Below are 25,344 nucleotides of genomic sequence, written 5' to 3'. Positions count from 1 at the left end.
ATGGGCCTATGTTGAACGCAGTTCAGCAACCTGAAATTTAACGATTTTGTGGGCATCTTCGGACCGATATTGGGTCCTGGCAGGGGTGCTGAAGGCATGATCCGCAGATTTCTGAACGACAGACGCGGCAACTATGCCTTGATGACAGTGATCACCATGGTGCCCTTGATGGGCGCGCTGGCGCTTGCAATCGACTACACCGATCTCCTGCGCCAGAAGCAGAACATGCTGAACGCGCTGGATGCCGCTGGGATTGCCACGGCACAGCAGATCGTCACCGGGGCGACCGACACGGCAGTCAAGGCCTATGCGAAGGATTTCTTCGAAGCCAATCTCGGAAAGGTCAGCTCGGCCAATACGGCCCTGACGGTGACGCTGCCCAACAACAACGCAGGTGGCGGCACGCTGAAGCTGTGCGCCAGTTTGACGTTCCACCCCTATTTCCTGCCGGTGGCGGCCATGCTGATCGGAAGAACGTCCACCGATGCCAAAACCTCCGCGTGCTCCGAGATCCGCCTCAAGAACACGCTGGAAGTGTCTCTCGTGCTCGACAATTCCGGCTCCATGAGCATCAACGGCTCCGGCACCGGCCAGCCGCGAATAGATTTGCTCAAGAAGGCCGCTACCGAGCTTGTCAATACGATGGCGCTCCAGGCCGCACAAATGAGGCAGGTCACCAGGCCGGTGCAGTTCTCGCTGGTCCCGTTTTCCGCCTCGGTCAATGTTGGCCCAGCCAACAAGGACGCAACCTGGATGGATACGACCGGCATTTCGCCAATCCATCACGAGAACTTTGATTGGCAGTTCATGTACAAGAACGCGTCGTCTGGTTATGACTCGAATAAATACATTGAAAAGGTCGGCAGTGCTTACTGGAAGCGCGGCAGTGGCTGGGGCACCGGGCAATACGGCCAAAATACCACGGCGACGCGGTTCAGTCTCTTTGCAAACGACATGAAGGCCACGACCTGTACGAAAAAGAACTCGAACGGCAGTTGCAAGACCTCTGTGACCGCCCAATACGAAGCCTGGAAGGGCTGCGTGGAGGCGAGGCCGTATCCCTATAATGACGACGACACGTCGCCGACCACTGGCACGCCCGCCACCATGTTCGTGCCGATGTTCGCGCCGGACGAAGCTGGCAATTTCTGGACCGACACCACTCGCACCAGCACATCGACCTGGGGTTACGCCAACAATTGGTGGATCGATTATTCCGACACGCTGACTGTCACCAAACGCCAGGCGGATATGCGAAAGTATTTTCTGACAAAGCCCTGGGACGCATCGAGTACTGCGGCCGATGATGGGCCCAATTCGGCATGCACGACCGCCGCGATCACGCCGTTGCAGGACATAACCACCACCGAAGGCAAGAAAATCCTGACGGATGCCATCAATGCCATGGCCCCGACGGGCAACACCAACGTGCCGGAAGGGCTGGCCTGGGGCTGGCGGACGGTGTCGAGCAACGAGCCATTCACAGAAGGCCGGCCGAACACTGAAAGGGGCAACGACAAAGTCGTCATCGTGCTGACCGACGGGGCCAACACCTACAGCATCGGCCCCACAAACGACATGACCAGCAGCTATGCTAAGGACGGATCGACCTACGCCGCCTATGGTTATACCGGCCCGAAAACGGGGGAAACCGCGACCCGCCTTTTCGTCAACACGACCGTCCCCAAGACAACTTATACGGCGGCCAACTACACAACCGCGCTTGACCAGCAGATGCAAACGCTTTGCACCAATGCGAAGAATTCGAACATTCTCTTGATGACGGTCTCGCTTGACCTGGTTACCACCAAGCCGGCGGAAAAGACCGCCATAGACGCGCTCAAGAAATGCTCCTCGGATTCGCGCTTCCGCAAGGATCCGACCGACCCGAGCAAACCGGCGAAGCTGTATTGGAACGCGACCGGCGCCACCTTGTCGCAAAGTTTCAAGGAAATCGCCGACGAACTGTCGAACCTGCGCATCGTCAGCTGATCGGCGCGATCTTTCGAACACGGCGCTCCGCCTCGGCGGGGCGTTTTGTTGCGGCGTTGCTCACGTGTCCGTGCATTTGGTTAGCGCCTGGTGAAGCGCTATCCGCGCAATCGAGCAGTTTCCCAAACCCATCCTTCAACGTTTTGTGAAACTGTGGCGGCATTGAAGAATCCGCAGGCGGGGCCGCTTACATCACATGCGTGAACTCTGGCGCACATTCCGGCGTGACTTCTGGCGTGACCGCCGCGGCAATTACGCTTTGATGACCGTTGTGGCGATGGTGCCACTGATGGGCGGAGTGGCAATGGCTGTCGACTACACCGGCGTGGTCAGCGAGAAGCAGAGGGTGGTCAACGCGCTCGACGCCGCCAACTTCGCCACAGCGCGCCGGCTGGTGGAAGGCGCCACCGACGACCAGTTGCGGGCCTATGCGCTCGACTTCTTCAAGGCAAACCTCAACGACGTCGATCCCGCCGACACGACGCTCAGCGTTACGCTGCCCAGCAGCACGACCGGCGGCGGCATCGTCAAGCTGTGCGCCAGCCTGGTCTACAAGCCCTATTTCCTGCCGGCAGCGGCGATGCTGATCGGCAGGACGTCGGAAAACGTCACCTACTCCGTGTGTTCGCAAGTCCGGCTGAAGAACACGCTGGAAGTGGCCATGGTGCTCGACAATTCGGGGTCGATGTCGAACACGGGCACGGGTGCCGGACAAAAGCGCATCGACCTTCTCAAGCAAGCCGCCAAGCAGCTCGTCGACACGCTTGCCTTGCAGGCCGCGATGATCAAGCAGATCGACAAGCCGGTCCAGTTCAGCCTTGTGCCGTTCGCCGCCTCGGTCAATGTCGGCGCCAGCAACGACAACGCGTCGTGGATCGACGCCTACGGGCTGTCGCCCATCCACAATGAGAATTTCGCCTGGTCCACGCTTAACGCAGCCGACAAATATGCCCAGAAGATCGGCGGCATCTGGTACAAGAAAGGCACTGGCTGGGGTGAGCAGGAGGGGCAGATGCTGACCCGCTTCTCGCTCTACCGCGACATGAAGGTGGTCACCAGCCACGAGCGCATCGTCGGCAGCAAACGCGTGGTCTGCGACAAATATCGCGCCAATCATACATGCTCGGACAGCCACAACGAATACGACTACAACGACACATACGGACCGTTCGCCAGCTGGCAGGGCTGCGTCGAAGTGCGGCCCTATCCCTATAATGTCAACGACGCGCCGGCCTCCGGCGGACCGAACAACACCGGCACCGGCATCGGCGATCCCGCGACCATGTTCGTGCCGATGTTTGCGCCGGATGAGCCGGGCAATCATTGGTACATAACGCAGGACCCCGACGAGGTGGCCCCCAAGACCTATGGCGCAGCCAACAGCTGGTGGAACGACGATCCGGCGAGCACCACCGGCAAGACCAGGCAGTCCAACATGGCCAAGTATTTCCAGCCACGGCCGATCAATGCTCCGGTGCTGGGGACGGGTGCAGGTCCGAATTACAGCTGCACCACCACGCCGATCACACCGCTGACCGACGTCGCCAACGCCGCCGGGCTGACCAAGATCAAGGCAGCAATCGACCTGATGGCGCCCAACGGCAACACCAATGTGCCGGAAGGCATGGCCTGGGGCTGGCGCACCGTCTCCAGCACGGAGCCTTTCACAGGAGGACGTCCTGAGACGGAACGAGGCAATGACAAGGTGGTCATCGTGCTCACCGACGGCGAGAACACCTATTCGACGGTGAGTTCCGACCCCGCCGGCAACAAGTCGACCTATGCCGGCTATGGCTATACCGGCGTCGGCTACAACGGCACTGCGGTCACCCGCCTGTTCGGCGGCACGTCGAGCGCCATCGGCCAGCTCAACTATTCGTCGAGCAACTACACCGCCGCCCTCAACGAGCAGATGGCGACGCTGTGCAACAACGCCAAGGCGGCCAACATCATGGTGATGACGGTGGCGCTCGACATGTCGACGACCGACGCCGGCGACAAGAGCGCGATGGAGGCACTGAAGACGTGCTCGTCGGACTCGCGCTTCCGCAAGGATCCGACCGACCCGAGCAAGCCTGCAAAACTGTTCTGGAACGCGACCGGCGCCACGCTGTCTGACAATTTCAAGGAAATCGCAAACGAGCTCTCGAACCTGCGCGTGGTGAGCTGAGGGTTGAAGCTGCTGATCTTCCCCCTTGCGGGGGAAATTGACGGCTTCGCCGCTTTCGACATTTTTCGACGCTGGCGCAAAGTCTCCGGCCATCATGCTCTTGCGGTGAGTCAAAACGCGTGCTCGGTATCGTCACCGCCTCCCGGAGATTGCCCGTGCCCGAAACCGCCAACCATCTCGCCTTCGCGCTGGTCTGCCTGGGCATGGTGCTGACGCCCGGGCCGAACATGATCTACCTGATCTCGCGCTCGCTGTCGCAAGGCCCCAAGGCCGGGCTGATCTCGCTCGGCGGCGTGGCGGCCGGCTTTCTGTTCTATGTCGTATCGGCAGCGCTGGGCATCACCGCGCTGCTGCTTGCCGTGCCGTTTGCCTATGACGCACTGCGCATTGCCGGCGCGCTCTATCTGCTATGGCTCGCCTGGCAAGCGGTGCGGCCCGGCGGGCGCTCACCATTCCAGGTGCGCGAACTGCCGAAGGACAGGCCGCGCAAGCTGTTCGCGATGGGCCTGATGACCAATCTCCTCAATCCCAAGGTGGCGGTGCTTTATCTGTCGCTGCTGCCGCAGTTCATCTCGCTGGGCAACGGCCATGTGCTGTCGCAGCTTCTGGTGCTCGGCGCCACGCAGATCTCGATCAGCCTGACCGCCAATGCCATCATCGCGGTAACGGCCGGTTCGATCGCCACCTTCCTTGCCGGACGGCCGCTATGGATGGTCATCCAGCGCTGGATGATGGGCACGGTGCTCGCCGCGCTGGCGCTTAAAATGGCGACCGACGCGCAACGCTGATCGGACGCAGCGCGCCGAGACTACATCGGCCGCCGACCTTCCCATTCGAATCGGCCGGCCGAACCTGCACGGAGGCCAGCGATTGAGATTTTCGCAGCCCTGCCCGGCAAAAGCCATGATCGCGGCTAAGTCAGGCAGGCATGACAATGATCTGCACCACCAATCATCCGCTCGCGCAAACCCGCTCTGGCGCAGCAAGTCCAAAACCAAACAGGCGCCTGCTGCTGATCGGCCTTGCAGCCATGGCCGGCCTCGCTGCTTGCAGTACGGTCTCGGTGCCGACCGGCGAAGGCGCCGGTGTGTCGTCCTCGGCCACCGCGACGCTGGCCGGCATCCGAGCTTCGGCCGGACTGCCGGCGCTGGTGCCGGACGCCCAGCTCGAGCAGGCCGCTCGGCAGCAGGCCGGCTATATGGCCTCACGCGAACGCATGAGCCACACGACGGGCTGGGGAAAGGATTTCGCGTCGCGGATGAAGGACAATGGGGTGCGGGGCGCCGCCGCCGAGAACATCGCCGAGGGCCGCTTCGACCAGCAGAAACTGTTCGACATCTGGATGCATTCGGCTGGCCACCGCCGCAACATGCTCGATCCGGATTTCAGCCGCTTCGGCCTCGCCTATGTACGCGACGGACGCGACAGCGCCATCCGCTACTGGAGCCTGGTGCTCGGAAAATAGCAGCCAGCGGTTACGGCGCGAGCCAGCCGTCAGCCTTTCGCGATCAGCTCGCCGATATCCCCAGCCGACAGGGGTTTGCTGAAATAATTGCCCTGCACCTCGTCACAATTGTTCTTGCGCAGGAAGGCGACCTGGTCTTCCGTTTCGACACCTTCGGCCAGCACCCGAAGGTTCAACTTCTGCCCCAGGGAAATCACGGCGCCAGTGACCGCTTGATCGTTCTCGTCAGTCGCGAGATCGTTGATGAAGGACTTGTCGATCTTCAGCCGCGCCACCGGAAACGTCTTGAGAGCGCTGAGACTGGAATAGCCTGTTCCGAAATCGTCGATCGATATCTGCACGCCGAGCTTTTGCAGTCCGTTCATCGTTGCGACCGCCAGCTCGAAATCCTGCATGATCAGGCTTTCCGTCACTTCGAGCTCGAGATACCTCGCCTCCAGGCCGCTTTCCTTCAATGCGTTGACGACGCGGTCGATCAGGTTCTTCTCCCGGAACTGCCGCGCCGACACGTTGACGCAGACGGTTACGGGCGACAGACCGGCGCGCTGCCAGGCTTTGTTCTGCCGGCAGGCTTCGTGCAGGATCCAGTCGCCGAGCGGCACGATCAGCCCGGTCTCCTCGGCGGTCGGGATGAACATCGCCGGCGAAACCAGGCCTCGCGTCGGGTGGTTCCAGCGCACCAGCGCTTCGACGGCGAAAACCTGCCCCGATCGCAGATCCACCTGTGGCTGATAATGCAGAGCGAATTCCGACCGGGCGAGCGCGTTTCGCAATTCCTCCTGAAGCAGGAATTTTTCATGTGCCGTTGAGTTGAACTCCGGGGCATAGAACTGGAAATTGTCGCGGCCGAATTCCTTGGCGCGATACATGGCGGCGTCGGCATTGGCCAACAGCGTATCCGGGCTGGTCCCGTCCTTCGGGTAATTTGCGATGCCGATGCTGGCCGTCGTTCTCAGCCGATGCTCTCCGACAAGAACCGGTTCCGCGATCGCATCCCTGATCGTCTGCAGGGTTTCCGAGACCACATCGACATTGGTGGTTTGGTCGAACAGGACGATGACAAATTCGTCGCCGCCAAGCCGCACGACGGTGTCGGTGGCCTTCACGCATCCAACCAAACGGCTGGCGACGGTCTTGAGGAGTTCGTCGCCGGCATTGTGGCCAAACGTATCGTTCACCAGTTTGAAATTGTCGAGATCGATGAACACTACCGTCATCCAGCGATTGTATCGCTGCGCGTAGAGGACCGCCTGGGAAAGCCGATCCTCCAGCAAAGCGCGATTGGGCAGGCCGGTCAGCGCATCATGGTTGGCCATGAAGTGGATCTGGTCTTCCGCCAGTTTGCGCTCGATCGCGATGCCGGCAATGTGTGTGGTGAACTCGATCAGGCGGGTCTCGGCATGGGTGGGTTCGCGCACGGTCATCGAATACATGGCAAAGGCGCCCAACACGACGCCCCGATGCGACAGGATCGGGGTTGACCAGCACGAACGATAGCCATGGGGTGCCGCCAGTTCGCGGTAATCGTCCCAAAGCGGATCCTGCAGAATATCGGTAACAATGACCGGTTCCCGCCGGTAGATGGCGGTTCCGCAGGATCCCACCTTGGGACCGATGGCCGCCCCATCGATGGCGCTCGTATAGGCTTTCGCCAGGCCCGGCGCCGCACCGTGACGCAAATGAATGCCGTCCTTGTCGAGCAGCAGGACGGAACCGAATATCCCCTTCAACTGAGCCTCGACGAAGCGCATGAGGCGGTCGAGCACGTCCTCCAGCGGCGCGCTCGTGGCAATCATTTCGAGGATCTGCGCCTGCCCGCTGCGAAGGACATCCGCCTGCTTGCGGGCGGTGATGTCGTGGGCAATGCCAACCAGGCCGAAGATTTCATTTTGGCGATTGCGCAACGGCACCTTCGTCGACGAAAGCCATTTGCCGTTCCCCGACGCATCGACGACAAACTCTTCCGCGTCGATCATTGGTTGTCCGCTCTTGAGCAGGCGCTGCTCGACCAGGCGAAATTTCCGCGCAACTTCCGGGGGGTGGAGATCAAAATCGGTCAAACCGATCATGTCGCTGGTCTTGTTGCGGCCGCTATCGGTCGCAAGGGCGCTGTTGACCACGACGAAACGGCTTTGCGTATCCTTGACCCAGAGGTAATCGGGCACCCAGTCGATCAGCGCCTGCAGCGAAATGCGCTCGTCGACGATCTGCCGATTGGCGAGGAGTTCAGTGATGTCCTCATGCGTGGCGATCCAACTGCCATCGGGCATGGGCTGGTTACGGATCTGGATTGTGCGACCATCGACAAGTTTGGCGGTCCAGAGCCGCGAAGCCTTGCCCGAATTGATCGAGCGAGCCGTTGCGAGATAGGTGTCGGCGGCCGTCGCCGCCGTGCCGGCGGCGACGCGGCGTTCGACGATTTCGCTCAGTGTCACGCCAGGCCGCAATTCCTCGGGCGCAATGCGGTAGATTTCCGCATAGCGCCGGTTGCTCAGGATCAGCCGTTCATCGGCATCGAAAAAGCAGATGCCTTGCGAAATATTCTCGATCGCAGTCTCGAAGCGCAGGGTCTGCCCTTCGAGACCCGCAATGGTCGTGCGAAGTTCTCCCTCGAGCGTATCGTAGGAAACGTCAGCCAGTCTTGCCAATGCGGCTACGCCCACCGGCCCGCGCGCCCCGACGGATCTTCTGGATGACTTCGTGACCAAACAGACCTCCTCCGGTTTGGCACCTGAAACAAGAAAGGGCCTCTGTCGTGCCAGACGAAAGTCGACTGACAATGTTACAGATGTGCTAATTCAAGATGAACTGTAACGGAATTGGAGGCGTCAGCAACCAGATACCAAAGGTGCAAATGTCATTTCAAATCAACTTCCAACGGCTCATTATCGATATTCTTTTGCACACGCGGGTTTTGACGATCATCCGAGCAACAAATCATCAGGGGCAACCAGCTTGCTGCCAGCGCTACCGGCGCACGCCTCAATCCATATGCGCGGCAGGAGCTGCCGCGCCGGCCGGAGCGGTCTTCGGCTTGCGCAGCAGGAAGACAAACGGAATGGCAACCAGCGTCATCACCATCAGCAGTTTGAAGTCGTTGACGTAGGAGATCATCATCGCCTGGATGTTGACCATGCGGTCCACCTGCGAAAGTGCCGTCGGATCGCCGCCTGCTGCCGCCGGCGAGGCCGCCCACAAATTGGGGTTGAACGGGTTGATGAAAGCCGACAGTTCGGTGTGATTGACCTGCGTGTTGCGCACCATGAGAACCGTCACCACCGACACACCGATCGACGAACCGAGATTTCGAACCAGGCTGAACAGGGCCGTGGCGTCGGTGCGGAAGCGCACGTCGAGCGTAGCGAAGGCCACCGTGGACAGCGGCACGAACACCATGCCCATGCCCAGGCCCTGGATGACGCCGGAGCTGAGGATCAGCCAATTGTCCATCTGCGGCGTGAAGGAGGACATGGTGTAGAGCGACTGCGCGGTGAGCAGAAAGCCGATGACGACGAGGATGCGGGCGTCGATCCTGCTCATGAGCCGTCCAACGACAAGCATCGAAATCATCGTGCCGACACCGCGCGGCCCCAGGACGACGCCGATGGTGACGGTCGGATAGCCGAAGATGGTCGACAGCATCGGCGGCAGCAGCGACATCGAGGCCAGGATCAGCACGCCCATGACGAAGATGAAAGCCAGACCGGTGACGAAATTGCGGTCGAGGAAGATCTTGGGGTCGATGAAAGGACGTTCCGCCGTCAGTGTATGGATGATGAAAACCCAGAAGCCGGTGATCGAAAGAGCAAGCTCGATCCAGATTTCGACCGAGGAAAACCAGTCGACCTCGCCGCCGCGGTCGAGCAGCAGCTGCAGCGCGCCGACGCCGAGCGAAATCATGGCGAAACCGAAGAAATCGAAGCTGCGGATCCGCCGGGCAACGACCGGCAAATAGGCTGCCATGCCGAGGAAGGCGATGATGCCGACCGGCAAATTGATGAAGAACACCCAGCGCCAGTTGAAATTCTCGGTCAGCCAACCGCCCAGCGTCGGACCCAGGATCGGCCCCAGCATGATGCCGGCGCCCCAGATGGCCATCGCCTGGCCGTGGCGTTCCCTGGGGTTGATGTCGAGCAGGAAGGTCTGCGACAGCGGCACGATGGCTGCGCCGAACACGCCCTGCATCAGCCGGAAGAACACTATGCTCTCCAGGCTCCAGGCAATGCCGCACAGCATCGAGAACACGGTGAAGCCGACAACCGCCGCCAGGAACAGTTCCTTGCGGCCGAAGCGGTCGGCCAGCCAGCCGGTCACCGGCGTCATGATCGCGGCGGCAACGATGTAGGAGGTCAACACCCAGTTTATGTTGTCGGGCGACGCGCCGAGGTCGCCGGTCATGGTCGGCAGCGCGACATTGGCAATCGTGGTGTCGAGCGCCTGCATGACCGTCGCCAGCATCAGCGCCACGGTGATCAGGCCGCGATGCGGCACTTCCTTGAAAGGTTCTGGTGTGGTCATGATGCGGAACTTCCGACAGGTTACAAAAACGTGTACATTAGGTTTCCGGGCGGCGAGGCCTTCTCTGGTGAAGAGACCCTCATCGCGGTGGGACGCGATCTATCGATGTGGGGGTTACATCGATCGAAGGTCTCGACACATCAGGCGCTTGCCGCCCGGAAATCCAAGGTCCGAAGGATGGGCGCCGAGATGGTCCAGGTTCTGGGCAGGCCGCGATGCGGCCCGGTCCAATCCACCCCTCGTTCAACCTGCCGTCAGACCGATCCTGTCATCTCAACTTCACCTCGCCTGCGGCGGGCGTTCTGCCGGGCCGTGATCCTGCTTTTCGAGATCACGGTCCATTCACAGTCTATTGTGCTTCGCCTGCGGTGGCGTGGCCGAAGATAGCGGGGAACCCGCGAGCAACGCCGGTATCCACCGTAACCGAGGCGCTCATGCCGGTGCGCAGCGCCATTTTGGCGTCGGCATCGGTCAGTTCCAGGCGCACCGGAATGCGCTGCGTGACCTTGACCCAGTTGCCGGTGGCGTTTTGAGCTGGCAGCAGCGAAAACTCCGCGCCGGTGCCGGCGCCGATCGCCTTGACGGTGGCCTCGAAAGTTCTGCCCGGATAGGTGTCGACGACGATCTCGGCCTTCTGGCCAGGCTCCATGTGGGTAAGCTGGGTTTCCTTGAAATTGGCATCGATCCAGGTGTCGCCGGTCTCGACCAACGCAAACAGCGGCGTGCCGGAACCGACATACTGGCCGATCTTGAACGAGGAGGCCTGGCTGATGACGCCGTCGGCCGGCGCCTTGACCGTGGTCTGCGCCAGATCGTAGGCGGCCTTGTCGCGCGCGGCGAGTGCGGCCATCACCGTCGGATGCTTGTCGGTCTCGATATCGGGATTGCCGGCGAGAGCCGCCTTGGCGCTGATGATGCCTTGCTCGGCAACGGCCAGTTGCTGCCTGGCCTTGTCGAGATCGTTCTTGGCCTCGTCCAGCGACGATTTGGCGTTGATGCCCTTCTGGGCAAGGTCGGCGGCGCGGTCATACTGCGACTGCGCGTAGTCGACCTGGCTGGCATCGGACTTTTCCTGCGCCAGCGCCTGGCTGTAGGCGGCGCGCAGCTGTTCGATACCGACGCGTGCGACTGCGACCGCCGCGTCGGCCTGCGCCAATGCAATCCGGTAGGGCTCGGGGTCGACGGCAAACAGCACATCGCCCTGCTTGACCTGCTGATTGTCCGAGATGCCGACCTGAACGATGCGGCCGGCGGTGTCCGAGGCGATCGACACCTTGGCCTGCTGCAAATTGGCGTTCTCGGTTTCCTGATAGCGGCCGCCGGTCACCCAGACATAACCGCCACCAATGGCCAGCGCGGCCGGCAGGACGACCATCAGCAGCAAGCGGCCGAGGCGGCGCTTCTTGACCGGAGCCGGAGTGGGCTGCACCGGGGGAGCCACCGCGACAGGTGCTGCGGCCGGCTGTGCAGGCGCTTCGGCGGCCGGCTTTGCCGGCGTCTCGATCTTGGTTACATTCTCGTCTAGCTTGGCTGCCGCGTTCATGCTGCTGCCCCTTCCGTACTCTTCAAGGACGACGTCTCGCCGTCCGCCAGGTTTTGCACGATGGTGTCCAGCGCCCGGATAAGGACGCGGCGGTCGTCCGGCGAAACGCCGACCAGCGATTCCTCATAAACTTCGCCAGCAAGGCTTTTGACCTCGGCATAGGCCGCGTTCGCCTTGGCTGTCGGGAAGATCATACGCACGCGCCGGTCAGTTGCGTCGGAGCGCCGCTCGATCCAGCCGCCCTCCTCCATCCGGTCGACGAGGCGTGAAACGCTGATCGGCTCGATTTCGAGAAGTTCGGCGAGGCGAGCCTGGGCGACGCCCGCCTCCTTGGCAACGCGAACCAGAAGCCGCCATTGTGCCGAGGAAAGGCCAAGTCCGCTGGCGCGCGCCTCGAAGCGCTTGCGCATAAGGCGCTGCACGTCGTGGATCAAAAAGCCCAATCTATCTATGCCGTCGGAAATCATGAGCGGTATATATTATAAGCGTGCTTACCATTCAAGGCGCCGCATTGCACCAGAGCCGAAAAAGAGGGATGGCAGCCATGCAGATGCGGTCATGGCACAGGCAATGACGGTTGCGGATGACCTCCCGACCGAGACGTGAATTGCCGTCGAGAACGCCGTGAGAAGAAATGTCGTCTTGCGCGTCCTCGCCACCGGCACACCTAGGCTTTCGGCGGCATTTCGCCGGCGGCGAAGGCATCGAGCCGGCGGTGGTTCCACAGCGCATAGGCAAGGGTGGTGCCCGCACCTAGCGCGCCCAGATATTGTCCCAGCGAGCCAGGCCGAGGCCGCCCAGCAACGGCTTTCCACGATGGTGACCTGCCACAGTCGACCAGCGCCTTCGATTTTACGACAGGCGCAATTTCGATCAAACTGGCCTCGCAAAAAGCCGACAAAATGTGCCGCCAAATGCGAGGAGACCTATGAACCCGACCGAGAAAGCGCTGTGGTTTGTCGAGAGCCATCTGCCGGAAGCGATCTCGCTTGAAGATGTCGCGCAAAGCAGCGGCGTCTCGCGCTTTCATGTGACGCGCGCCTTTAGCGCCGCCACCGGCCGTTCGGTGATGGGCTATATGCGCGCGCGCCGGCTGACCGAAGCGGCGCGCAAGCTGGCCTCCGGCGCGCCCGACATCCTCGCGGTCGCGCTCGATGCCGGTTACGCCTCGCACGAAGCCTTCACCCGTGCCTTCCGCGACCAGTTCGGCACGACGCCGGAACTGGTGCGCGCGCAGGGCAGCCTCAGCAATCTCGACCTCGTGGAGCCGATCCTGATGGACCAGTCCTTCCTCGCCTCACTGCCGCCGCCGCGCTTCGAGACCGGCCGCCCCTTCCTCATTGCCGGGCTCGGTGAACGCTACAGCTGCGAGACCAGCGCTGCCATTCCGATGCAGTGGCAGCGTTTCGGTCCCTATATCGGCAACATTCCGGGCGAGACCGGCGACGTCGCCTATGGCGTCTGCGTCAATGGCGACGATGCCGGCAATTTCGATTACATCGCCGGCGTCGAAGTGCTGGATTTCTCCGACCTGCCGAAGGAGCTTTCCCGGGTGCGCGTGCCGGCGCAGAAATACGCCGTGTTCACCCATGCCGAGCACATCTCCACGATCCGCCGCACCGTCAACACGATCTGGAACAAATGGCTGCCGGCCTCGGGGCACGATATAGCCGACGGCCCCGAATTCGAACGCTACGGCCCGGAGTTCGATCCGCGCAGTGGCAATGGCGGGCTGGAGATATGGATTCCGGTTAGAGTGTGAGAGCGTTTGCGCGCGATCTTGCCTTCTTCCGGTGAAAAGGCGCTACAGCTCCAGGTTCCAGTTCTGGCCGACCAGATCCTTGCCGAAGGCGTGATGGCGCTCTTCGTCCACCAGCCTGAAGCCGGCACTCTCGTAGATGTGGCGGGCGGCGGTCAGGATGTCGTTGGTCCATAGGGTCAGCGTCGTGTAGCCCTTGGCACGAGCAAAGCCGATGCACTCCTGAACCAGCCGCTTGCCGATGCCGAGGCCGCGCGCCGATGGTTCGACATAGAGCAGGCGCAGCTTCGCCACCGCGTCGGATTTGCGCACGACGAAGACCGAGCCGACCACCTCCCCTTGCCGTTCGGCAATCCAGCTGCGTTCCCATTCTGGATCGAAGGATTTTACGAAGGCGCCGAGGATTTCGGCGACCAGCGCCTCGTAGGTTTCGTCCCAGCCATAGTCCTGTGCGTAGATCTGTCCTTGGCGGCGCACCACCCAGCCGATGTCGCCGACCTGCAAGGGGCGCAGCATATACGGCACTTTGGACTCCGGGCTGTCGCCCAGGAGTTGCTGCACCGTCTGCATGGCCTTGACCAGCCGGTCCTGTTCGGCAGCAGGAAGCCGCTCCAGCAAGGCCGCGACCTGGTCGTGCGAAGCCCGGTTCAGCGGCGCGAAGGCCTGCCGCCCCACCGGCGTCAGCGTGATCGACGACTGCCGCGCATCCGACGCCAGCGGCGCGCGCGCAATCAGCTGCAGGTGCTCGAAGTTCTTCAGGAGCCGGCTGACATAACCGGCGTCGAGGCCGAGATCGCGGATGAGATCGCTGGCGGTCAGGCCATCGCGATGCGCCAGTTCGTAGAGCACCCGCGCCTCGGTCAGCGAGAAGGCGCTTTTCAGCAGGCCTTCGTCGAGCAGACCTATCTGGCGGGTGTAGAAGCGGTTGAAAGCCCGCACCGCGTCGATGCGTTCCTTGCCGGGTTGATGATGGATCGTCATGGGAAGCCTCCTGCCCCTCAACGATCGGTCATTTATTTGACTTAGTCAAGTATCGAGGAGATGCTCCCCCGGTCGTGTCTCAGGCGATGGCGCGGCGGCGCCGTGCGATCAGGACGAACAGGCCGAGCAGCACAACGCTGGCCGCAGCACTGGCGGCGGCAAATTCCGGCACCGGCCGAAAATCCTTGCCGTCGATCAGCAGCGATGCCGCGACCGGGCCGATCGCCAGACCGAAAAGCTGGGCCGCCGGCACCAGAAGCACGGCCGTGCGCGTCTCGTCGGCGGTGATCGCCAGCCGGATCTGATAGGGCACGATGAACAGAAGGATGAAGCCCATGATCAAGGCCGCGACCCAGAAAACCGTCAGGCCGGGGCTGCCGGCGAGCATCACGGAACTGGCGACGGCGACCACGCCGATCGCCACGATGGCGAAGCGGTAATCGATGCGCGCCTCGAAGACGGTAGCCGTCATTGCGCCCAGCACCTGCAATGCGAGGTTGGCCGAGACGATCAGGCCGACGGTGCGGCCATCGATGCCGTATTGTGCGCCAAGTGGCTCGAGAAACGCCCAGACCGAGCCGAAGAACATGAAGTAGCAGAAGACGCTCAGCAAAGCGGCAAGCGAAGGAACGGTCAGCACATTGCTGAACTGTTCCTCCTTGGGCAGGTCGGCATAGCTATCCGGGACGATGAAGGCGACGGCCACCGAGGCGATGCAGACGACGGCAAGAACGATGAAGCCGCCCGCCGATCCGGCGGCCGGGATGACGTAAAGCGCCAGCAGCAGGGCAAGGGCGCATTGCGCCAGGGTCTGAAGGGTGACGAAGAAGCCGCCGATGCGCTCGGCCCGGCGTGAACGGGCGATCAGTTCCGTGGCGACCGCCACCAGCCCACCCTCGGCGAGGCCTGCCACCGCGCGGGCGGCAATCAGCGAGGTCGAGGTCAGCGCATAGGCGGTCGCGCAGTTAGCCAGCGCCAGCAAGAGCAGAAGGACGGCACTTTTCAAGCGCATATTGTGGGCGGACAGCATCATGGCGATGGCCGCCGATCCGATGCCGATGGCGATCATCTCCGCCGTGGCGACCAGCGCGAGTTCGTCACCGCTGACATGCCCTTCGGTGTAGAGCGCGCCGAGAAGCACCGGCTGCAGCCCGAGAATGAGCAGCCCGACCGAGCCGATCCACAATGCCGAGGCGAGTTGCGCCCCAGTGGGGTTGCCGACCAGCCAGTCGCCGTTCCCGGCATCCGCGTTACCAGCAGAAGTCACGGTCGCCTCCCAACGTCCTTGCCTGACGGCAAAAAAACTGACAGTCTGTCAGCATTTAGAAACTGATACTCGATCATATTCGTTTGTCAATCAGTAGCGGGACTTGGCACCAACAAGGCTGGGGATGGTCTTGGCGATCGAATGGTCTGGGCGATCGAGAGGATGGCGGCATGAACGAAGCAGTGCAGATGACGACCGAACCGAGGCGCAGGCCCAAACAGGAGCGCAGCCGCGAGCGCATCGACGCCATCCTGTCGACGACCATGCGGCTGATCGGCGAGAAAGGCATCGACGCCGTCACCATGAAGGAAGTCGGCGCACAGGCCGGCGGGCCGATCGCCACCGTCTATCATTACTTCCCCAACAAGTCGGCGATCCTGGCGATGCTCTACGAGCGATTCTCCGAAGTGAGCCGCGCCCGGCTTGCCGCGATCGTTGCCGACGTCGGCGGGCTGAGCGACGTTATCGCTGCGGCCGACCGGCTGCTCGACGACTACTATGAGCGCGTCGCCGGCGACCCCGCCATTCAGGACCTGCAAAACGCCATCCAGGCTGACAAGGCGCTGAAGAATCTCGACATCGCCGAAACCCGGCGCCAGGCGACGATGTTCTGCGACCATGTCGGCCCCTTTCTCGCGCCAGAGCGACGCAATGAGTTCGGCCGTATGGTTTTCCTGATCTTCCAGCTGGCCGGCGGCGTCGTGCGCATGGCGCTGACCCAGAACCAGGAGGAAAGCCGCCACACCATCGAGGACTACCGGTCGATCATCCATACGCAGTTGGGACTGTTTCTCTAGCGCCCGATTCGACCCCGTCCGGTCTGGTGGATGAGGTTTTCGAAGCCGTCGGCCAGGTTGGCTGTGCCGGCGGCAACAATCTTCGACAGGTTCCTGGCGCGACCTGGGGTCTTGTTGGCATCGAGCAGCACGGCCCTGCCCTCATGCACGACAAAGTCGAATTTGCCATAGTCGAAGCCCAGCTTCCGACGCAAGGCGCGCAGTTCGTCGGGAACCGCAACCGGCTCCCGGCGGACGGTGTCGTCGCCCTTGACCAGGCGCTGCGGCGAGACATAGCGGGTGCAGCGCTCCCGATCGCCGCAGAATATCCAGAACCGCGCCGCAAACCCGTCGGGCTCGATTTCGGGAATGAATTTTTCCACGATCAGGTCGGCACGCCTGAAAATCTCCGGCGCCACATCGGCCAGCGAGGCATGCACCTGATAACGGCCGAAGGTCTGCGCGCCCGGGAAAGGCACTGCCTTGCCGGCGCGAACGGATTTTCGGTTGAGCTGCTCCTCGGGCGTCCCCCAATGATTGAGGTTGCTCTTGACGATGACCTGGCCGCTCCAGTTGGCACCCTCCTCGAGGATCGCACCACTGATGCGGCGCTTGGAAATGTCGGTTGCACCAAGATTGAGACAAATCGGAAATCCGCGCGCGTAGTCGACATAGTCCGATGGCGTCACTGTCGCGTCGACATGCAGGACGGCAATATCGGCGTTATGACTTGCCGAGGGTCCACGCATGATCTGCACGGAGTGACCGCGCCGTTTCAGCTCCGCCAGGACGTCGAACAGCATGTAGGGGCTGTCCTGGCGCAGCAGGAGGCCCCGCCGGCTCTGGAAGCGGTCAAATTCATGCGTTATGACGGCAATGCGGGCCATGGCCTTTCCTGCATGAGGTAACTCGCAAGGCAACCAACAGCCTGGAAGGAAATATGTCCAGCCTTTCCCCAAACCGTTCCGCATGACTGAGCATTGGGACGCAATTCGCCGTCATTGGCGGCTTCTCGGGTCGCCGCTGTGTCCGCCCCCGGAAGCTGTCGCCGCCTATGAGCGCGAACTTAGCCTGCAATCAGTCGATGTGGTGCTGCTCGGGGTCACGCCGGAGCTTGCCGGCCTCGGAAGGACCATGCTCGCGATCGACGAGTCCACTGCCATGATATCGGGCATCTGGCCGGGCGATACCGCCTCACGCAAGGCGGTGATCGGCAACTGGCTGGAGTTGCCGCTGGGCGACGAAAGCGCCGGGGCGGTGATCGGCGACGGCTGTCTGTCGGCGCTGGACTCCTCGGTTGCACGGCAGGCGCTGCTTGCCGAGATCGCGCGTGTGCTGAAGTCCGATGGGCGGGCTGCATTGCGCGCCTATGCAAGCCCTCAGGTGCCGGACGATCTGCAGGAGGTCCGGGCGCTGACGCTGTCCGGTGGTGTCGCGACCTTCCACGAACTCAAATGGCGCATTGCCATGGCTTGTGCCGGCGGCGATCCCGACCGCGCCATTCCGGTGCGGGCGATCCTCGACGCCTTCGATGCGCTGTTTGCCGACCGGGAGGCCCTTGCCGCGACGACCGGATGGGAGATGCCGGTCATCGGCACCATCGATGTCTATGCGAATTCGCAGACTGTCTACAGTTTCGCCCCGGCGGCGACGCTGGTCGAAGAGGCGAGCCGGTTTTTTGACAGTGTCCGCCTCGCGCCGACAGGGACCTATGGGCTGGCTGAACGCTGTCCGCTTCTGGTGCTTATATCGCCGCGGCGCCGGTAGGGTCTGCCGTCGGATCGCGGCACGGCTCCAATTGGCACAATTGTGCTCACCGTTCGCCTTGACTCTCGAAAGCCACGCGCTTATTTCAGCGCACGTTAGCACTCTCCCCAGGTGAGTGCTAACGCACATCCGGCACCGCCGGATCGAGGAACAGCTCTCACCGTTCTCATTCGAGGAAGAAAAAATGGCAAAGTCGAAGTTCCGCCCGCTTCATGACCGCGTGGTCGTACGCCGGGTCGAATCCGAATCCAAGACCGCCGGCGGGATCATCATCCCGGATACGGCAAAGGAAAAGCCGCAGGAAGGCGAGATCATCGCCGTCGGCTCCGGCGCTCGCGACGAAGCCGGCAAGCTGGTCCCGCTGGACGTCAAGGCCGGCGACCGCATCCTGTTCGGCAAGTGGTCGGGCACCGAAGTCAAGCTCAATGGCGAAGACCTTCTGATCATGAAGGAATCCGACATTATGGGCATCATCGGCTGATCATCGGCCTCACCGTCAACTAATTTCGGGCTTGATCGCAAGCCCCCTGCCAGGAGCTAAAAAATGGCTGCTAAAGACGTAAAATTCTCCCGCGACGCCCGCGAGCGCATGCTGCGCGGCGTCAACATCCTCGCCGACGCAGTGAAGGTCACGCTCGGCCCCAAGGGCCGCAATGTCGTCATCGACAAGTCGTTCGGCGCACCGCGCATCACCAAGGACGGCGTCACCGTCGCCAAGGAAATCGAGCTTGAAGACAAGTTCGAAAACATGGGCGCGCAGATGGTCCGCGAAGTTGCTTCGAAGACCAACGACATTGCCGGCGACGGCACCACGACCGCGACCGTTCTGGCGCAGTCGATCGTCCAGGAAGGCCACAAGGCCGTTGCCGCCGGCATGAACCCGATGGATCTGAAGCGCGGCATCGATCTGGCCGTCACCGAAGTCGTCGCGGCTCTCGGCAAAGCTGCCAAGAAGATCAAGACCTCCGAGGAAGTTGCCCAGGTCGGCACGATCTCGGCCAATGGCGACGAGTCGGTCGGCGCCATGATCGCCGAAGCGATGCAGAAGGTCGGCAATGAAGGCGTCATCACGGTTGAAGAAGCCAAGACCGCCGAGACCGAGCTGGAAGTCGTCGAAGGCATGCAGTTCGACCGCGGCTATCTCTCGCCCTACTTCGTCACCAACGCCGACAAGATGGTTGCCGAGCTCGAGGACGTCTACATCCTCCTGCACGAGAAGAAGCTGTCCAACCTCCAGGCCATGCTGCCGGTTCTCGAAGCCGTCGTGCAGACCTCCAAGCCGCTTCTTATCATCTCGGAAGACGTCGAAGGCGAGGCTCTGGCCACGCTGGTCGTCAACAAGCTGCGCGGCGGCCTGAAGATCGCCGCCGTCAAGGCGCCGGGCTTCGGTGATCGCCGCAAGGCCATGTTGGAAGACATCGCCATCCTCACCGGTGGCCAGGTCATCTCGGAAGACCTCGGCATCAAGCTCGAGAATGTCGGCCTCAACATGCTCGGCCGCGCCAAGAAGGTGTCGATCTCCAAGGAGAACACCACCATCGTCGACGGCGCCGGCAAGAAGGCCGAGATCCAGGGCCGCGTTGCCCAGATCAAGCAGCAGATCGAAGAGACCACGTCGGACTACGACAAGGAGAAGCTGCAGGAACGTCTGGCGAAGCTCGCCGGCGGCGTTGCGGTGATCCGTGTCGGCGGCGCGACGGAAGTCGAAGTCAAGGAAAAGAAGGACCGCGTCGATGACGCCCTCAACGCGACCCGTGCGGCCGTGGAAGAAGGCATCGTTGCAGGCGGCGGCGTCGCTCTCCTGCGCGCTTCGGCCAACATCAAGGTCACCGGCGTCAATGCCGACCAGGCTGCCGGCATCAACATCGTTCGTCGTGCACTGCAGGCTCCGGCCCGTCAGATCGCTTCGAACGCAGGTGCTGAAGCTTCGATCGTCGCCGGCAAGATCCTCGACAACAAGGGCGCGACCTACGGCTACAACGCCCAGACCGGAGAGTATGGCGACATGATCGCCATGGGCATCGTCGACCCGGTCAAGGTCGTTCGCACCGCTCTCCAGGACGCGGCTTCGGTCGCCGGCCTGCTCGTCACCACCGAAGCCATGATCGCGGAGGCTCCCAAGAAGGAGTCGGCTGGCGGCGGCATGCCTGGCGGCATGGGCGGCGGCGGCATGGGCGGCATGGGCGGCATGGATTTCTAATCCAAGCTATCTGGCTTATGCATACGGAAAGGGCGCCGAGAGGCGCCCTTTTTTGTTTTGGAAAGCGGATGGTTAGGCGGCGCTGTCCGCCTGCCGCGCAACCTTGCCTGCAAGCACCGCCTGCTCGACAAGTGCCGCCACCTCGTCGGCCACCACCAGCACCGGTGCACGGTCGCGGGTGGCCCGCGCAATCACCATAAGCCCTTCCAGCGACGATTCGATCAGCAGCGCCAAAGCGTGCGCGCGGCGTTCGGGCACCCCTGCCCTGACGAAGGCCTGTCGCAGCAAGCCGATCCATTGCTCGAAAGCCGATCGGCAGAGTTCCGCCAGTTCCGGCACATCGGTGGGTGAATCCAGCACCACCGGCGCGATGGGGCAACCCAGCGAAAAATCATTGTCCTCCAGCATGCGCCCGACCGACTGGTAGATGTGATGGACGGCCACTGCAGGATCGCTTTCGGCTGCCAGTGCTTCGCCCAGCCTTTTCGTGACGTCGGCAACGCTGTTGCGCGTCACCTCGATGACCAGTTGGTCCTTGCCGCCCGGGAAATGAAAATAGAGCGAGCCGCGCGGCGCCCCGCTGGCGCCCAGAATGTCGTTGAGCGAGGTGCCGTGATAGCCGCGCTGCCTGAGCAACAGGCCTGTGGTCTCGAGTATGCGGGTGCGGGTGTCGTTGGCCATGTCAACCTCTGTCAGCAGTGACGCATTATAGGCCTCGCCAAGAATATGACAATCGGTCTATATAATATGTGGATCAGTCTATATACTATTAAGGAGAGTGACATGCGCAGCTACCGGCTCGAAGGGTTTGGTGGAACCGAATCCCTGGCGATGCGCGACGAGGCGCGGACGGAACCGAAACCGCATGAGATCGTGGTGCGAGTCCGCGCCGCCTCGCTCAATCGGCGCGACACGATGATCCTTGGCGGCACCTATCCGTTGCCGGCGCGGCAAGGCATCGTGCCGCTGAGCGACGGCGCCGGTGACGTCGTCGCAATCGGCGATGCCGTCACCCGTTTTGCCGTCGGCGACCGCGTCACCGGCAGCTACTTCGCCCGCTAGATCGATGGCCGCATCAATGCCGGTCTGATCGACCAGCTCGGCTGTACGCTGGACGGCATGCTGACTGAGTTTGCCGTGCTCGACGAACAATGGGCGGCGCGACTGCCCGATCATCTGAGCTGGCACGAAGCGGCGACGCTAACCTGCGCCGGCGTGACGGCCTGGAACGCGGTGACCGGGACCCGGATTCCGAAGCCTGGTCAATGGGTTCTCACCATCGGTTCGGGTGGCGTTTCGCTGTTTGCTCTGCAGTTCGCCAAGTTGCTCGGCTGCCGGGTTGTCGCCATCACATCGCGCGCGGAGAAGGCCGACAGGCTGCGGGCGCTGGGCGCCGACCTCGTTGTCTCCAGCACCGACATACCGGAATGGGGCGGCTGGGCGCGCGAGCAGACAGGCGGCATCGACCTCGTCGTCGAAACCGGCGGCCCGGCCACCTTCGCGCAGTCGCTGATTGCCAGCACGCTTTATGGACACATCGTGCTGCTGACGCTGCAGGACGCCAGTGGCAGATCGATCGAGATGCCGGCAGCGCTTTATCAGCGCAGCCTCGCCACCATCAGCCGCCTGTTCGTCGGCAGCCGCAGCAATCTCGAGGCCATGCTGCGCGCCGTGTCGCAGCATCGCCTCAAGCCCGTTATCGACAGGGTCTTCCCCTTTGCCGAAGCCCCCGAAGCGTACCGCCACTTCCGGCAGGGCGACGTGTTCGGGAAGGTTGTCATCGACTGCGCCTGACCCAATTGCCCGCTTTTCAACCCCGAACCAGGAGAACGACCATGACCATCCGTGAAGCTTCCGCAGAATGGCAAGGCACGCTGAAGGAAGGCGGCGGCCGTCTGCGGCTTGGCAGCGGCGTCTTCGAAGGCGCCTATTCCTTTCCGTCGCGGTTCGAGAACGGTCCGGGCACCAATCCCGAAGAGCTGATCGGGGCAGCACATGCCGGCTGCTTCTCGATGGCGCTGACCTTCATCCTCGGCCAGGAAGGCCACGTCGCCCGCACCATCCGCACCGTCGCCAAGGTGCATCTCGGCGCGACCGCCGCCGGGCCGACGATCACCCGCATCGAGCTCGAAACGGAGGCGGAGGTCACGGATCTCGCCGAAGACGAGTTCGAACGCCTGGCGCAGTCGGCCAAGGCGACTTGCCTCGTCTCGCGCGCCTTGGCCGGCGTGCCTCAGATCACCCTAAAGGCCGTGCTGGTCAAAGCCGTCAAAGATCGATGAAACCGGGAGAATATGATGAAACAGGAGCTTATCATGGACGCAGTCGGGAATGATTTGTCCCGGCAGACGGCCGAGATCATGCGTCGCTTCAACGATGTGTTCCAGTTGCACGATCCGTCCGCGCTTGCCGAGTTGGTGGCGCAGGATTGCGTTATCGAAAACACCGTGCCGGCGCCGGACGGCGCCCGCCATGCCGGCAAAGAGGCATGCATTGACCTATGGTCGGCGATCGCCACCCAGCCCGGCACGCGCTTCGACCTCGAGGAAACCTTCGTCGCCGGTGAACGGGCGACGATCCGCTGGCGCTACTTCATGGCCGACGGCAACTCCATCCGCGGCGTCAACCTGATGCGTGTCGCGGACGAGCTGATCGTCGAGGCGATGGGTTACGTCAAAGGATAGAAGCGTTGCCCGGCACTCCCGTTCCCAGCCCGGAATCTCGCTCAAGTCGAGTTTCCGGGCCGGTTTTCTGGTCACTGGATGACGCGGTGCAGCTTCACCGTGGTGCTGGGACTATTCTGGATGGTCTGGAAGATCACGCAATAGCGATCCGTGAGTTCGAGCAGTTGGTCGAGCTGACTTTGGGGAGCGTCGGTGTCGATGTCGAACCGCAAGCGGATTTCCTTGAAGCCGACTGGAACACCCGCAGTCACGCCGAGCGTGCCGCGAAGATCGACGTCACCTTCCGCGGAAACTTCGGCGGACCTGATCGGAATTTCGAGCACGGCCGCCGCCGCGCGCATCGAGACACCGGCGCATGCGATCAGCGCCTCCAGCAGCATGTCGCCGGAGCACAGTTCCTGGCCGCTGCCCCCGGCCATCGGATGGATGCCGGCAAGCGCCAGCCCGCGTCCGGTCTCGACCTGGCAGGTGACGGTGGACGCGTCGGCGACGCCTTTGGCCTTCAAGGTGAGGAACGCGGCCTTCGCATCCCTGCGATAGAGATCCTTGATCGGCTCCTGCGTGGCGCGAAATGTTGCGATTTCCATGAACAATCTCCTGTCTTGAATTGTCGTTGTCAAAAATGGCGAGCAGTGGCCGGGCCCTTATTCCGGCACCGCGATGCCGGAGCCGCCGAGCTCAGCCGGAAAGTCCCTGAGCTTGGGCAGCCCGTCTTTCATCGGCAGCACGGTCTCAGCGTAGTTGACGTGAACCCCAGGCGTGAATTTCACGCCTGGTATCGTTGCCGCATAGACATCGACCAGGCCGAGCGGCGGATGAACGGTCATCAGATGACCACCGCATTTCGTGCAGAACTGGCGATCGCTCATTTCGGTCTTCTCGAACCCGGACAGGAACTCCGCGCCCCCGGTGACCTTGACGTTCTGAGGCTTCCACAGCGTGAATGCGTTCACGGGAGACGCCGACCACGATCGACAAGAACCGCAATGGCAATAGCCCATTGCCTCGGCGGCTCCGTGCACTTCGATTTCCACGGCGCCAAAAACACCCGCCCTTATGTACCGTCATGACTTTTGTCCCTGGTTGGTTTCGACAGCACTCAGCGCCCACTCTCGGCAGCGCTTGAGCACCGGTGCAGGTTTAGGAGTTCTGGCCGCGAACTGAATGATACGGCGTCCGCCTCGCTTGACAGCGCGTCCGGAACTCGAAAGGGATGGCTCACCGGCTAGCCGGGTGCGGGACGAAACGGAATGGCCGGGGATGCTCTGTCTGACCTGTTGAGGACGGTACGCCTTACCGGCGCGACGTTTTTTGACATTGAGGGCCACGAGCCGTGGGCCGTCTGCTCGCCGGCGCCATCGTCCATCCTGCCGAAGATCCTGCCCGGTGCGGACCATCTGATCTCCTACCATGTGGTACGGCCGGCCGCTGCTTCGCGCGCATCGTCGGCCAGGAAGCGATCGCGCTGGAGGCCGGCGAAGTCGTCGTCTTCACCAGGAGCGACCCGCACATTATGTCCAGCAATCCGGCGTTGCGCGCCGATCCGCCGACAGCCGACGTTCTCGACATCGCAACAGCCGGCCGGATGCCGTTTTACATCAACTGCGCCGGCGACGGCGCGACCTCGGCCAGGCTGGTTTGCGGCTATCTCGCCTGTGATGCACAGCCTTTCAATCCACTGCTCGAGGCTTTGCCGCCGGTGATCAAGGCCGGAGATGCCAAAGGCGATGGCGGCTGGCTCAGCCAGTTCATCAACCTGGCTGTCACGGAGGTGGCGCAAAAGCGCGCAGGCAGTGAAACGGTGCTCACCAAACTGAGCGAACTGATGTTTGTCGACGTGTTGCGCCGTTACTTGGAATCGCTGCCGCCACAAACCACGGGATGGCTGGCTGGCCTGCGCGATCCGCACCTGGCGAGGGCACTGGCGCTGATCCACGACCGGCCGGCGCATAACTGGACGGTGGAGGCGCTGGCGAAGGACTCCGCGCTGTCGCGCAGCGTGCTCGCCGAACGCTTCACCAGGCTGGTCGGCATGCCGCCAATGCATTATCTCGCCAAATGGCGCATGCAGATCGCCTCGGAGCTGCTCAGCGCCGGCTCCAGCAACATGGCCAGCATCGCCGCTGAAATCGGCTACGAATCCGAGGCAGCGTTCAGCCGCGCCTTCAAGAAGATGATCGGCTTCCGCCCTCGGCCTGGCGTCTAGGCATCCGGACCGGACC

At 62.4% G+C, this 25,344-nt stretch carries 23 protein-coding genes and 3 pseudogenes; 15 read left to right on the top strand and 11 right to left on the bottom strand.

The features are described 5' to 3' along the window. Nucleotides 1-96 precede the first annotated feature (96 nt). The 4 genes from NKK52_RS06010 (at nt 97) to NKK52_RS05995 (ending at nt 5,627) form a co-directional block, all read left to right on the top strand. A complete protein-coding gene (locus tag NKK52_RS06010) occupies nt 97-1,992 on the top strand; it encodes a TadE/TadG family type IV pilus assembly protein (protein WP_023682977.1) in 1,896 nt (631 codons plus the stop codon). 196 nt (nt 1,993-2,188) lie between these two features. Further along, nucleotides 2,189-4,162, top strand: a complete 1,974-nt coding sequence (locus NKK52_RS06005) for a pilus assembly protein (protein WP_023682978.1) — start codon at nt 2,189-2,191, stop codon at nt 4,160-4,162. A 155-nt stretch (nt 4,163-4,317) separates the two neighbouring features. Beyond that, on the top strand, nt 4,318-4,950 hold the full coding sequence (locus NKK52_RS06000; protein WP_023671530.1) for a LysE family translocator: 633 nt from the start codon (nt 4,318-4,320) through the stop codon (nt 4,948-4,950). Nucleotides 4,951-5,096: 146 nt separating this feature from the next. Then, on the top strand, nt 5,097-5,627 hold the full coding sequence (locus NKK52_RS05995; protein ID WP_023671529.1) for a CAP domain-containing protein: 531 nt from the start codon (nt 5,097-5,099) through the stop codon (nt 5,625-5,627). A gap of 29 nt (nt 5,628-5,656) precedes the next feature. Here NKK52_RS05995 and NKK52_RS05990 read toward each other — a convergent pair whose 3' ends face one another. From NKK52_RS05990 to NKK52_RS05970, 5 genes and pseudogenes are all read right to left on the bottom strand, one after another. Further along, nucleotides 5,657-8,275, bottom strand: coding sequence for an EAL domain-containing protein (locus NKK52_RS05990; RefSeq protein ID WP_245263080.1), 2,619 nt, complete (start codon nt 8,273-8,275; stop codon nt 5,657-5,659). Nucleotides 8,276-8,609: 334 nt separating this feature from the next. Then, the gene (locus tag NKK52_RS05985; protein ID WP_023671527.1) at nt 8,610-10,145 is read right to left on the bottom strand and encodes a DHA2 family efflux MFS transporter permease subunit; all 1,536 of its coding nucleotides are present in this window, start codon (nt 10,143-10,145) and stop codon (nt 8,610-8,612) included. Between the two features lie 349 nt (nt 10,146-10,494). Beyond that, the gene (locus NKK52_RS05980) at nt 10,495-11,688 is read right to left on the bottom strand and encodes an HlyD family secretion protein (protein WP_023682980.1); all 1,194 of its coding nucleotides are present in this window, start codon (nt 11,686-11,688) and stop codon (nt 10,495-10,497) included. Next, nucleotides 11,685-12,155, bottom strand: a complete 471-nt coding sequence (locus NKK52_RS05975) for a MarR family winged helix-turn-helix transcriptional regulator (RefSeq protein WP_023682981.1) — start codon at nt 12,153-12,155, stop codon at nt 11,685-11,687. Before NKK52_RS05975 ends, NKK52_RS05980 begins: the two co-directional genes overlap by 4 nt. Before the next feature lie 126 nt (nt 12,156-12,281). Continuing rightward, a pseudogene (locus NKK52_RS05970) lies at nt 12,282-12,489 on the bottom strand (iron chelate uptake ABC transporter family permease subunit); the annotation flags it as partial. A gap of 127 nt (nt 12,490-12,616) precedes the next feature. Between NKK52_RS05970 and NKK52_RS05965 the strand changes: the two are divergent. After that, a complete protein-coding gene (locus NKK52_RS05965; RefSeq protein ID WP_023682983.1) occupies nt 12,617-13,450 on the top strand; it encodes an AraC family transcriptional regulator in 834 nt (277 codons plus the stop codon). Nucleotides 13,451-13,492: 42 nt separating this feature from the next. Here the strand turns inward: NKK52_RS05965 and NKK52_RS05960 are convergent, their stop codons facing one another. Further along, nucleotides 13,493-14,428, bottom strand: coding sequence for a bifunctional helix-turn-helix transcriptional regulator/GNAT family N-acetyltransferase (locus NKK52_RS05960; protein WP_023682984.1), 936 nt, complete (start codon nt 14,426-14,428; stop codon nt 13,493-13,495). Nucleotides 14,429-14,507: 79 nt separating this feature from the next. Continuing rightward, nucleotides 14,508-15,695 (bottom strand): MFS transporter, encoded by a 1,188-nt coding sequence (locus NKK52_RS05955; RefSeq protein WP_023682985.1) that lies wholly within the window; start codon nt 15,693-15,695, stop codon nt 14,508-14,510. Between the two features lie 170 nt (nt 15,696-15,865). Between NKK52_RS05955 and NKK52_RS05950 the strand changes: the two genes are divergently transcribed. Further along, a complete protein-coding gene (locus NKK52_RS05950; protein WP_023682986.1) occupies nt 15,866-16,492 on the top strand; it encodes a TetR/AcrR family transcriptional regulator in 627 nt (208 codons plus the stop codon). Here NKK52_RS05950 and NKK52_RS05945 read toward each other — a convergent pair. Continuing rightward, nucleotides 16,489-17,358, bottom strand: coding sequence for a hypothetical protein (locus NKK52_RS05945; RefSeq protein ID WP_023682987.1), 870 nt, complete (start codon nt 17,356-17,358; stop codon nt 16,489-16,491). The genes NKK52_RS05950 and NKK52_RS05945 overlap by 4 nt on opposite strands. Nucleotides 17,359-17,440: 82 nt before the next feature. Here NKK52_RS05945 and NKK52_RS05940 point away from each other — a divergent pair, with 82 nt between their 5' ends. From NKK52_RS05940 to groL, 3 genes are all read left to right on the top strand, one after another. Beyond that, nucleotides 17,441-18,238: a class I SAM-dependent methyltransferase gene (locus tag NKK52_RS05940; RefSeq protein WP_023682988.1), complete on the top strand. Its 798-nt coding sequence runs from the start codon at nt 17,441-17,443 to the stop codon at nt 18,236-18,238. Nucleotides 18,239-18,422: 184 nt separating this feature from the next. Continuing rightward, nucleotides 18,423-18,719: a co-chaperone GroES gene (groES, locus tag NKK52_RS05935; RefSeq protein ID WP_006203049.1), complete on the top strand. Its 297-nt coding sequence runs from the start codon at nt 18,423-18,425 to the stop codon at nt 18,717-18,719. Between the two features lie 63 nt (nt 18,720-18,782). After that, nucleotides 18,783-20,438 (top strand): chaperonin GroEL, encoded by a 1,656-nt coding sequence (gene groL / locus NKK52_RS05930; RefSeq protein ID WP_023709705.1) that lies wholly within the window; start codon nt 18,783-18,785, stop codon nt 20,436-20,438. Between the two features lie 72 nt (nt 20,439-20,510). Here groL and NKK52_RS05925 read toward each other — a convergent pair whose 3' ends face one another. Continuing rightward, nucleotides 20,511-21,119, bottom strand: coding sequence for a TetR/AcrR family transcriptional regulator (locus NKK52_RS05925; RefSeq protein ID WP_023684303.1), 609 nt, complete (start codon nt 21,117-21,119; stop codon nt 20,511-20,513). A 102-nt stretch (nt 21,120-21,221) separates the two neighbouring features. Here NKK52_RS05925 and NKK52_RS05920 point away from each other — a divergent pair, with 102 nt between their 5' ends. The 4 genes from NKK52_RS05920 to NKK52_RS05905 are packed head-to-tail and all read left to right on the top strand — an operon-like array spanning nt 21,222 to nt 23,122. Further along, the gene (locus NKK52_RS05920) at nt 21,222-21,500 is read left to right on the top strand and encodes an alcohol dehydrogenase catalytic domain-containing protein (protein WP_023684304.1); all 279 of its coding nucleotides are present in this window, start codon (nt 21,222-21,224) and stop codon (nt 21,498-21,500) included. A gap of 57 nt (nt 21,501-21,557) precedes the next feature. Further along, nucleotides 21,558-22,232, top strand: coding sequence for a zinc-dependent alcohol dehydrogenase family protein (locus tag NKK52_RS05915; RefSeq protein WP_023684305.1), 675 nt, complete (start codon nt 21,558-21,560; stop codon nt 22,230-22,232). 41 nt (nt 22,233-22,273) lie between these two features. Continuing rightward, nucleotides 22,274-22,720 (top strand): OsmC family peroxiredoxin, encoded by a 447-nt coding sequence (locus NKK52_RS05910; RefSeq protein ID WP_023684306.1) that lies wholly within the window; start codon nt 22,274-22,276, stop codon nt 22,718-22,720. A gap of 15 nt (nt 22,721-22,735) precedes the next feature. Next, complete coding sequence (locus NKK52_RS05905) at nt 22,736-23,122, top strand: nuclear transport factor 2 family protein (protein WP_023712744.1); 387 nt, start codon at nt 22,736-22,738, stop codon at nt 23,120-23,122. A gap of 71 nt (nt 23,123-23,193) precedes the next feature. Here NKK52_RS05905 and NKK52_RS05900 read toward each other — a convergent pair whose 3' ends face one another. Together NKK52_RS05900 and NKK52_RS05895 are read right to left on the bottom strand one after the other, a co-directional pair. Next, entirely contained in the window at nt 23,194-23,709 is a 516-nt protein-coding gene (locus NKK52_RS05900; RefSeq protein WP_023684308.1) for an OsmC family protein, read from the bottom strand. 57 nt (nt 23,710-23,766) lie between these two features. Beyond that, a pseudogene (locus NKK52_RS05895) lies at nt 23,767-24,190 on the bottom strand (GFA family protein). Between the two features lie 182 nt (nt 24,191-24,372). Between NKK52_RS05895 and NKK52_RS05890 the strand changes: the two are divergent. Next, nucleotides 24,373-24,920 (top strand): annotated as a pseudogene (locus tag NKK52_RS05890) (cupin domain-containing protein); the annotation flags it as partial. Nucleotides 24,921-24,947: 27 nt separating this feature from the next. Continuing rightward, the gene (locus NKK52_RS05885) at nt 24,948-25,328 is read left to right on the top strand and encodes a helix-turn-helix transcriptional regulator (RefSeq protein WP_352630467.1); all 381 of its coding nucleotides are present in this window, start codon (nt 24,948-24,950) and stop codon (nt 25,326-25,328) included. Nucleotides 25,329-25,344 lie beyond the last annotated feature (16 nt).

The sequence above is a fragment of the Mesorhizobium sp. C277A genome (assembly GCF_040324395.1).
Lineage (GTDB): Bacteria > Pseudomonadota > Alphaproteobacteria > Rhizobiales > Rhizobiaceae > Mesorhizobium.
Note: the sequence above shows the minus strand (reverse complement) of the source record. Positions and strands in the feature narration are given on the sequence as shown.

What these genes read in the sequence shown, in the direction of transcription:
- NKK52_RS06010 (WP_023682977.1), top strand. Translation starts at nt 97, where the DNA reads ATGATCCGCAGATTTCTGAACGACAGACGCGGCAACTATGCCTTGATG.
- NKK52_RS06005 (WP_023682978.1), top strand. Translation starts at nt 2,189, where the DNA reads ATGCGTGAACTCTGGCGCACATTCCGGCGTGACTTCTGGCGTGACCGC.
- NKK52_RS05995 (WP_023671529.1), top strand. Translation starts at nt 5,097, where the DNA reads ATGATCTGCACCACCAATCATCCGCTCGCGCAAACCCGCTCTGGCGCA.
- NKK52_RS05985 (WP_023671527.1), bottom strand. Translation starts at nt 10,145, where the DNA reads ATGACCACACCAGAACCTTTCAAGGAAGTGCCGCATCGCGGCCTGATC.
- NKK52_RS05980 (WP_023682980.1), bottom strand. Translation starts at nt 11,688, where the DNA reads ATGAACGCGGCAGCCAAGCTAGACGAGAATGTAACCAAGATCGAGACG.
- NKK52_RS05975 (WP_023682981.1), bottom strand. Translation starts at nt 12,155, where the DNA reads ATGATTTCCGACGGCATAGATAGATTGGGCTTTTTGATCCACGACGTG.
- NKK52_RS05965 (WP_023682983.1), top strand. Translation starts at nt 12,617, where the DNA reads ATGAACCCGACCGAGAAAGCGCTGTGGTTTGTCGAGAGCCATCTGCCG.
- NKK52_RS05960 (WP_023682984.1), bottom strand. Translation starts at nt 14,428, where the DNA reads ATGACGATCCATCATCAACCCGGCAAGGAACGCATCGACGCGGTGCGG.
- NKK52_RS05950 (WP_023682986.1), top strand. Translation starts at nt 15,866, where the DNA reads ATGAACGAAGCAGTGCAGATGACGACCGAACCGAGGCGCAGGCCCAAA.
- NKK52_RS05945 (WP_023682987.1), bottom strand. Translation starts at nt 17,358, where the DNA reads ATGGCCCGCATTGCCGTCATAACGCATGAATTTGACCGCTTCCAGAGC.
- NKK52_RS05940 (WP_023682988.1), top strand. Translation starts at nt 17,441, where the DNA reads ATGACTGAGCATTGGGACGCAATTCGCCGTCATTGGCGGCTTCTCGGG.
- groES (WP_006203049.1), top strand. Translation starts at nt 18,423, where the DNA reads ATGGCAAAGTCGAAGTTCCGCCCGCTTCATGACCGCGTGGTCGTACGC.
- groL (WP_023709705.1), top strand. Translation starts at nt 18,783, where the DNA reads ATGGCTGCTAAAGACGTAAAATTCTCCCGCGACGCCCGCGAGCGCATG.
- NKK52_RS05925 (WP_023684303.1), bottom strand. Translation starts at nt 21,119, where the DNA reads ATGGCCAACGACACCCGCACCCGCATACTCGAGACCACAGGCCTGTTG.
- NKK52_RS05920 (WP_023684304.1), top strand. Translation starts at nt 21,222, where the DNA reads ATGCGCAGCTACCGGCTCGAAGGGTTTGGTGGAACCGAATCCCTGGCG.
- NKK52_RS05915 (WP_023684305.1), top strand. Translation starts at nt 21,558, where the DNA reads ATGCTGACTGAGTTTGCCGTGCTCGACGAACAATGGGCGGCGCGACTG.
- NKK52_RS05910 (WP_023684306.1), top strand. Translation starts at nt 22,274, where the DNA reads ATGACCATCCGTGAAGCTTCCGCAGAATGGCAAGGCACGCTGAAGGAA.
- NKK52_RS05905 (WP_023712744.1), top strand. Translation starts at nt 22,736, where the DNA reads ATGAAACAGGAGCTTATCATGGACGCAGTCGGGAATGATTTGTCCCGG.
- NKK52_RS05900 (WP_023684308.1), bottom strand. Translation starts at nt 23,709, where the DNA reads ATGGAAATCGCAACATTTCGCGCCACGCAGGAGCCGATCAAGGATCTC.
- NKK52_RS05885 (WP_352630467.1), top strand. Translation starts at nt 24,948, where the DNA reads ATGTTTGTCGACGTGTTGCGCCGTTACTTGGAATCGCTGCCGCCACAA.